We start from the raw sequence: 8,159 nt of genomic DNA, 5'->3' as shown, positions 1-8,159 counted from the left end.
TGGGACGCAACCAGTATCGGCCCCCGGGAGCTGGACCTGATCGGTACGGTTCCCGACCATTTCCACGAATCCGACTGCTATCGGCAGCAATTCGCTGCCGCCTATGGCTACGACATGCTCATCTGGCCGGGCTGGGTTCTGCTGCGCGACATCGTCGAGCTGCACTCGGTCGGCTCCTATATCCGTCTAGCGCCGGACAAACCACCTGCCGCGAACGAACTCCACCGCCGGGTCCGATCCTTGCGCAGCGCAGACCGATCCGTCCTCTGGCACCCGGTGCACTGAGGCCCGCCACCGTGGGCGGGTGCAGCCGAGTATTCGGCCGCACGATCGAAGTTCGGAAGTTTCCTCTCCGTCCAATGGTGTTTTCGCACAGGTTTTTCCGGCATCTGGCCAGGCGAGATATTCGACGGTTCCCGAATGCGATCCCTGGCAGGGATATCCCTACCAGGGATTGGATGCCCCCTTCGCGCGCACGAGTCTGATACAGGCATCCGGCATCGGATTCGCTTCGGTCACATCGTCGTGAGCGACCCGCCGTCGGGGACGTGGCGGACGGCGGGCCCGGCGTCCGGATGCTGTCGGGCTGGCTAGGAGGCGCGCATGACCACCGTTGTGGACAGAGAGCTGTGGCTTGTCGAACACGCCGACTGCGCCGCCCATGGCGATGTGCGGTTCGGGTCGATCGACGAAGCCCGTTTCATCCGCGTGACTCACTCCGGGCACGGTCCGCAGTGCCGCCAGTACCTCGCCGCGGCCGCGTACAGCGGCGGGGTGAACGCCCTAGACGACTGGGACGACTAGCTGGTGCCCGCGGTCCATCGGTGTGCAGTCACTGTCAGGGGGCGACTGCACCGAGGGACGTGGCGGGACCGCATGACGTGCACGCCGGGTGCCAAAGTCCGTGCCTCACAGTGAAAGGCCGAATGTCAGTGACCACTGGGCAACCAGCTTCTCCGCTACCGCCTGTCAACACCTCCGAGTCCCGGGTCGCGATATACGGGCCGGAATTCGCAGCCGACCCGCACGCCGCGTGCCGGAAGATGCGCAAACGGGGGCCGGTGGCGGCGGTGGATGTCGCGCCGGCGGTTCCGGCCGCGCTCGTGACCGATTACCGTGAGGCACTGCGTATTCTGAACGACCCGCGTTATCCGGCCGATCCTCGTGGCTGGCAGCAACGAGTAGGTCCCGAATGCCCGGCACTTCCTACATTGGGGTGGCGGCCCGACGCACTGCGCAGCTCCGGCGAAGAACACTCCCGCTTACGGCGCGCCATCAGCGCCGCCCTCGATCGTGTCGACCAGTACGGCCTGGATTCCACGGCCGCGCACATCACGACAACGCTGATCAACGGCTTCTGCGAACACGGCCACGTCGATCTGCTCAATGATTTCGCTATCCCGCTCGTGGGGCAGGTACTGAATTGGCTTCTGGGGCTATCGGCAGAAACCGGGAGAGCCGCGTTGGACGCGATCATGGTGTTGCGGGCGGCGACCGATTCCGAAACGGTCAAGGCAGGCAACCAGCAACTTGTCGCGGCGATGGCCGATGCTGTGATGGCCAAGCGTTTGGACCCGGCAGCGGATGTGACGACGTGGTTGATCGGGCCCCCCGCAGGCTTGAATGACGCTGAGGCGACCTATCAGCTGGCGATGTTGTACGCCACCGGTAGCCAGCCGACCTGGAATCTCATCGCGAATATCCTGAGGCTGATGTTGACCGATGACGGGTTCGGAGGTCGTCTTCTTTACGGAGCGTTGTCGGTCACGGACGCGATCGATGAAGTGCTGTTCACTGATCCACCGTTGGCGACGATGTTCCCACGGTTTCCGCAGCAGATGCAGATCGTTGACACAACGATGCTGCCCCCACATCAACCGGTATTGATCAGCGTATCGGCGTGCAACACCGATCCGGTCGTGCACAGCGACGACCACCTCGGCAACCGCTCCCATCTCGCGTGGGGCGCGGGTATCCACGCCTGCCCAGCGCGATCATTGGCGACGGTCATCACCACCAAGTCCGTCACTCTGCTGCTGGATGCGTTGACCGAGATCCAACTCGCGGTTCCCGACGGCACCGGTTTGCAGTGGCTACCGGGCCCCTTCCATCGCGCGCTCACAGCGCTGCCGGTCACGTTTTCCCCATGCCCGCCGCTTGAACTTCCGCTCGCATAGGAGACCCACTGTCGTGCAGCAGCACACCCTCCCGGCGCCCGGCAAAGCCAAAGGGATCCCGGTCGAAGCCCTCGGGCCTCGAATCAGCATCTACACCCCCGAATTCGCGGCCGACCCGCACCGCGCATACAAGCAGATGCGCGAGAACTATGGCCCGCTGGTGCCGGTGGAGCTCGCACCCGGGCTGGCCGCGACGTTGGTGATCGACTACCGCACCGCGGTCAACATTCTCACCGATCCCGAACACTTCTCCGCTGATCCCCGCGAGTGGCAGAAGACGTTGCACGACCGCACGTGGCCGATCCTGGCGATGCTCGAGTGGCGGCCGAACGCGTTGCGCAGCAACGGCGAAGAACACGTGCGCTACCGCCGGGCGACCCACGACGCCCTCGCCGGAATCAACCAGTACGGGCTGCGCGCCTTGGTGGAGAGCACCGCGGTCGGCCAAGTCAATACGTTCTGCCGGTCGGGGTCTGCCGATCTGCTCAGTCAATACTGCCTGCCGGTGGTATTCGCGGTGGTCACCCAGATCATCGGGTGCACACCAGAACTCGGGGAGAAACTCGTCGCTGCCAGCGCGGCGCTGTTCGACGGACAGGACAACGCCGAGGAACTGTTCGACTCGGCCTTGCGTGAATTGACCTGGCTCAAACGCACCAATCCCGGCGACGACGTCACCACACGGCTGGTGCAGCATCCGGCCAAGTTGACCGATGACGAGATGGTCCAACAACTGCTGACGATCATTTCGGCCGCGATCGAGGTGCCACAGAACTGGATCGCCAACACCCTGCTGCTGATGCTGACCGACCGCCGACGGTTCATCGCGGACATCAACCGTGGCCTGCCGCCCTCGACGAGTGCCGCGCTCGCCGAGGGGTTGTTCACCAACCCGCCGATGGCCTGCTACTGCCTCACTTATCCGGTCCAGCCCATCCTCGCCGGCACGGTCTGGTTACCCGCGCATCAGCCGGTGATCATCAGCATGACCGCATGCAACAGCAGCCCCGAGGTCAACACCGGCCAGTACACCGGCAACGACTCCCACCTGGCCTTCGGTGCGGGCCCACACGCGTGCCCGAAACCGGCCCGCATCGTGGCTGAGCTGATGGCCGAGACAGCTATCGACCAACTGCTCGACTTCCTCCCAGAAATACGACTCGCCATACCCGCCGAAGAACTCGAATGGCGGCCCGGCCCGCTCCATCGCGCGCTGTCCACATTGCCGGTCATCTTCCCGCCTTCACCTACCCAACACATTCTGTAAAGGACCATGATGATCGACGTACTGCGCCCGCCAGTCCTCGACCGCGACGGCAACCAGGTCCCGCACCGCTTCCTCGACACCTACTGGCAGCCGTTCATCAACCACCGCCGCAGCAGCGGAACACTGACCCCGCTGCAGTTGCAGGCTCTCGATGACGACCCCCATTACTACTTGGAGTTTTTCGACCAGCAGCTGGCCGCCGCGCGCCGGGCGTGGAATCCGGAGCAGGCGGTTGTGTCGACGCTGACGCTGTGTGACGTCATCGACACCCCCATCGCGCGGTTCGACCACCGATGGTGGCCCCACCCCGGTGCCGCCATGGCGACCAGGATCCGCACCGGTGCCATGGTGGCGCACCACAACGAACGGTGGCGCGCGGATTGGACGGCACTCGCCGGGATGTGCGAATCCTGGCGTCCGGAAGAGGCGTTCGCCGTCCTCGACGCCATCACCCGCCATCGCGTAACCGATTGCGACTCGGTCTCAGCCCTCCAAGCGGTCGGCCTCTGCCCCTGATCACCCAGTCCGGGGCGGCAAGACGTTGCGGCCTACCGATGACATTCCCCGGACCCGAACACACACGAAAGGCATCGCAACCCAACATGATTCAGCGACTCGCCGTGGCTACAGCCGCCGGTGCGTCGCTTGGCGAGAAGGCGAGTTCTACATGACCATCGATCTCACCACCACACGCACCCACATCGGCAGCGAACCTGCCGTCGACGCCTTGCGGATCGCACTGCTCGGCCCGGACACCGAACTGCGGGCCCGGGTCCGCGACACCGTGACCGCGCTCGGGGACCTCCCCCGGTCGGGCCTGACGTACTCCGAACAGGCTGCACTCGCCCCGGATCTTTTGCGATCGGTGATTGCCGCGCTCGGTGGGTCCGGGACAGCGATCGCAACTGACGTCGAGCTGCGGGGCATCCTCTGCGAGGAGGCCGCGGTCAGCGCGCCCAGGCTCCTGCCGGTGTTGACCGGGCATTTCGACCTGACAATGGGGGCGATTCTGTCGCTGGGGTCCGGCGCGGACTATCAACAGCAATGCCTCGCTGAACTCGACACCGGCGCGGCCCTTGGGGCGTTGATGTTGACCGAGCTCGGTGGCACCAACGCAGCGGCCGATCATCGGACCACAGCGACATGGGATCGCGCTCGCGGTGGATTCCTGTTGTCGACACCCGACATTCGCGCGGCGAAGTTCATGCCCAACGTTGGTTCTGATGCACCGAAGATCGTGGTGGTCACTGCCCGCGTGATCACCGATGGCCACGACCAGGGCGTGTTCGCGTTTCTGCTGAAATTGCGGAGCAGCACGAGCCTGGCTGCTGGTGTAGAGGTGGAGTTGCTACCCGATAAGGCCTTCGCGCCGATGGACCACGCCATCATCCGGTTCCGTGACTGCTGGGTGCCGCGGCAGGCGCTGCTGGGCGGGGACTGGGCCTGCATCGATGCCAACGGCCGGTTCGAGTGCGACCTGCCGATCGGTGAGCGGTTCCACCGTGCGGTAGCAGGGTTGAGTAATGGCCGACTCGACTTGGCGAATGCTTCTGTCGCCAGCGCTCGCGCCGCTCTGACGGGTTTGGCGAACTTCGCCAGGCAGCGCGGGTCTCGCGTCCGGATGGCCGACCGCGATGCGGTTCAAGCCAACCTGGTCACCGGGCTGGTTTCCCTCTATACCGCAACCATCCTGGGCCGACACCTTCGCGACATGCGCGCGGGCGCCGACGGCGGCGACCCCGACCACGCGCTGTGGTCGATGCTCGCCAAACCGGCACTGACTCGTGCGGCGCAGTGGGTACTGGGCATGTGTCGAGAACGCACCGCCTCGCACGGCTCGCTGCTGATCAACCACTTGGGGGACTGGGCGGGCAACGTCCTGGGAGCGCGCATGGCCGAGGGCGAGACTCAGGTTCTGCAAAAGACGGCAGGGCGGGCGCTGCTGCGCTGGCCGCCGCTGCAACTGCCCGACACACCGCCACAGCTGCCGTGGACTGTCGAATTGCTCGCTGAGCGCGAGCGGATCATCGCCGATGGTCTGCGCCGTGGCGACTTCACCGTCGCTGGACCGGTGCTAGGTCCGGACAGCGCTGCCATCGAACTGGCCACCGCAACCGTTGAACGCGCTCTGGCAACCGCCCCATTGATCGCGGCATCCACCGTCCCCGATCCGTTCGCCAGCGATCTGCTCACGACGGTAGGCGCGGCGTACGCGCTGGAACGCATTCACGCGCGCCGCGGCTGGTACACCGACCACCCGATCAGAATCGGCGATGAATACCAGCCCCCGATGACGATCGCAACTGAACTCATCGGACACCAGCGCGTGCTCGTCGACCACTTTCCGCAGCTGGTGGCCGCCTTCGACATCCCCGACATGCCCGGCGCGCCGCTGTTCGCCAGCGACTACACCAAGCCGTACAAGACGCTCACCGGCTGGCGCGATGAAACCTTCCCCGGCAACCACACACACCGTGACCGATCCAGCGATGCCACCGAGAGCTCGAAAGGTTAAGCCTGCGAATGAAGTTGACAATGTCTCCACCAGGGCAGCCAGCACTACCACCATGGCTGACCGAACCGCCCGTCGCAGCCCGAAAACCACACCGGCACGGCAATCGCCGCTGGCCGGTGAGGGATACCGCCCTGGGCCTGTGGTGGATAGTTGTGATTCTCGTCGTCGACGGTGGGCATCGGCAATATTCGCCGCCACAGCGAAATCCGATGCCAGAAACAGGTTTACAGCGCTGATGGGAGCCGTCATCGCTGTGCGCATCAAGCGCCCGTTGGCAATACGAGCTGCAGCAATCACGCAAACCGTGCCATGTCCAGTCCGCGGCTTGGCACCGTGCCGACGTGAACAACATCCGTACCCTCTGAGCCCGGGTGGGGAGGTCAGTCAGTCGGGAATTGGCATCCTTTGCCTGGCAACGCGGATGCTTGAACGGCTCCGGGCAGCTGCGGCACCGGTCCGACGGCACGCGGGGCGAGTGGTGTTGTGGGACTGCACAAGTCGGGGAGATCGTTGTACTCGTTGCTGGAGCCGAGATTGCCGGAACACCTCCGATCTCCCTGCCATGGCTGGAAAACTCACCGCTGAGACCTCGGCGAGAGTACGAGTACCGCTACATCAACCCCTGACCAGCACGACAACCCGTCGCAACGGCAATGAGCACAGCAATGGCCTGAATGGCCTGACCGGCCACGCGCTAGCCAGGGATGAAAGCCCTCAAATGGATGTAGTCCGAACTGCTTGCCAGCAAGGCCACGTTGTCGGTGGGCCGAGTCCCGAATGCCACGGACCACACGCTGTCAGTGTGCCCTGTCAACGGAAGGCCAAGCGGTTCGCCGGAAGCCATTTCCCATACCCGCACGGTGCGATCGGTGGACCCACTGGCCAACAACAAGCTGCGATCAGCCAACACTCCGAACGCCACCGACCGCACCGAATCGGTGTGGCCGACCAGAGGCGGCCACCTCAACTGACCGGACACGGGATCCCATACCCGCACCGTGTTGTCGTCAGAACCGCTCGCCAACAGCAGACGACCGTCAGCTTGGCGCCCGAATGCCACCTGCCGTACCCAGCCGGTATGGCCGGTCAGAGATCGTCCGCTTGGCTCGCCGGAAGCCATTTCCCATACCCGCACGGTCCGATCGGTGGACCCACTGGCCAACAACACAGTGCCATCAGCCAACACTCCGAACGCCACCGACCGCACCGAATCGGTGTGGCCGACCAGAGGCGGCCACCTCAACTCACCGGACACGGGATCCCATACCCGCACCGTGTTGTCGTCAGAACCGCTCGCCAACAGCACAGTGCCATCGGGCAAGGTTCCGAAAGCCACCGAAGTTACGCCTCGCGTATGCCCCGTCAGCGGAGGCCCCACCGGTTGCCCCAAGATCGGATCCCAGATGCGCACTGTACGAACTTCAGAACCACTAGCCATTAGTGGGGTGCCATCGGCGAGCATCCCGAATGCTACCGAGGACACTGGGCCAGTATGGCCGATTAGTGGCGGCCCAGTCGGCCGCCCCGACGCCGAATCCCACACTCGCACAGTGCCATCTGCGGAGCCGCTGGCCAGCAACATGCCACTGTCAGGACCAGCCCCGAACGCAACCGATAGCACCGAACCGACACCGCTGCTCCGGGGTTGCGTCTCTGGTTGATCCGCATTCGGATCCCACACTCGCACTGTTTTGTCGTCGGAACCGCTGGCCAAGAGCAAGTCACCATTAGAGAGATTCCCGAATGCCACTGTATTGACCTCGTCGGCGTGCCCGGTCAAGGGTGGTTCGACGGGTTGCCCCGAGTCCGGCTCCCACATTCCCACGGTCCCATCGCTGGAGGCGCTGGCCAGAATTAACCTGCCATCAGTACGGGTCCCCAACGCCACAGACCACACCGTGCCGGCGTGACCAGTCAAGGGTGGCGGCCGCCGCCCGTGGTCGTCCCAAACTCGCACCGTTCGATCGCGGCAGCCACTCGCTATAACCAGCGCGCCGTCGAACTGCTGTCCCAAAGCCACAGACCACACCGCGTTGTACCGGCCGACCCGAAATCCCCCGACCGATCTGAGAGGCATCAACTCCCACAGCCGCACTATCCCGTCTCGGGAGCCACTCGCTAGGACTAGCGCTCCATTGGATTGGGTCCCGAACGCTACTGACGACACCTCATCAGCATGGCCGGTCAAAGGTTGCCCAAC

6 protein-coding genes and 1 pseudogene are annotated in these 8,159 nt (G+C 64.5%); 6 read left to right on the top strand and 1 reads right to left on the bottom strand.

Going from position 1 to position 8,159, the window contains the following annotated elements; genetic code table 11:
- The 6 genes and pseudogenes from ACFYOW_RS16955 to ACFYOW_RS16930 all read left to right on the top strand — a co-directional run.
- Nucleotides 1-285, top strand: a pseudogene (locus ACFYOW_RS16955) (hypothetical protein); the annotation flags it as partial.
- A gap of 318 nt (nucleotides 286-603) precedes the next feature.
- Nucleotides 604-804, top strand: a complete 201-nt coding sequence (locus ACFYOW_RS16950) for a hypothetical protein (protein ID WP_387288793.1) — start codon at nucleotides 604-606, stop codon at nucleotides 802-804.
- 122 nt (nucleotides 805-926) lie between these two features.
- Nucleotides 927-2,177, top strand: a complete 1,251-nt coding sequence (locus ACFYOW_RS16945; RefSeq protein ID WP_387288791.1) for a cytochrome P450 — start codon at nucleotides 927-929, stop codon at nucleotides 2,175-2,177.
- A 13-nt stretch (nucleotides 2,178-2,190) separates the two neighbouring features.
- The gene (locus ACFYOW_RS16940; RefSeq protein WP_387288789.1) at nucleotides 2,191-3,444 is read left to right on the top strand and encodes a cytochrome P450; all 1,254 of its coding nucleotides are present in this window, start codon (nucleotides 2,191-2,193) and stop codon (nucleotides 3,442-3,444) included.
- A 6-nt stretch (nucleotides 3,445-3,450) separates the two neighbouring features.
- Nucleotides 3,451-3,960 (top strand): hypothetical protein, encoded by a 510-nt coding sequence (locus tag ACFYOW_RS16935; RefSeq protein ID WP_387288787.1) that lies wholly within the window; start codon nucleotides 3,451-3,453, stop codon nucleotides 3,958-3,960.
- A gap of 151 nt (nucleotides 3,961-4,111) precedes the next feature.
- Nucleotides 4,112-5,959, top strand: a complete 1,848-nt coding sequence (locus tag ACFYOW_RS16930) for an acyl-CoA dehydrogenase family protein (protein WP_387288785.1) — start codon at nucleotides 4,112-4,114, stop codon at nucleotides 5,957-5,959.
- A 694-nt stretch (nucleotides 5,960-6,653) separates the two neighbouring features.
- Here ACFYOW_RS16930 and ACFYOW_RS16925 read toward each other — a convergent pair.
- Nucleotides 6,654-8,147 (bottom strand): WD40 repeat domain-containing protein, encoded by a 1,494-nt coding sequence (locus ACFYOW_RS16925; protein ID WP_387288852.1) that lies wholly within the window; start codon nucleotides 8,145-8,147, stop codon nucleotides 6,654-6,656.
- Between the last annotated feature and the right edge of the window lie 12 nt (nucleotides 8,148-8,159).

This window comes from Nocardia sp. NPDC006982 (assembly GCF_042869435.1).
In the GTDB taxonomy this organism is placed as follows: Bacteria; Actinomycetota; Actinomycetes; order Mycobacteriales; family Mycobacteriaceae; genus Nocardia.
The sequence above is the reverse complement of the archived record's forward strand: the minus strand, read 5'-3'. Positions and strand labels throughout refer to the sequence as shown.

What these genes read in the sequence shown, in the direction of transcription:
- ACFYOW_RS16950 (WP_387288793.1), top strand. Translation starts at nt 604, where the DNA reads ATGACCACCGTTGTGGACAGAGAGCTGTGGCTTGTCGAACACGCCGAC.
- ACFYOW_RS16935 (WP_387288787.1), top strand. Translation starts at nt 3,451, where the DNA reads ATGATGATCGACGTACTGCGCCCGCCAGTCCTCGACCGCGACGGCAAC.
- ACFYOW_RS16930 (WP_387288785.1), top strand. Translation starts at nt 4,112, where the DNA reads ATGACCATCGATCTCACCACCACACGCACCCACATCGGCAGCGAACCT.
- ACFYOW_RS16945 (WP_387288791.1), top strand. Translation starts at nt 927, where the DNA reads ATGTCAGTGACCACTGGGCAACCAGCTTCTCCGCTACCGCCTGTCAAC.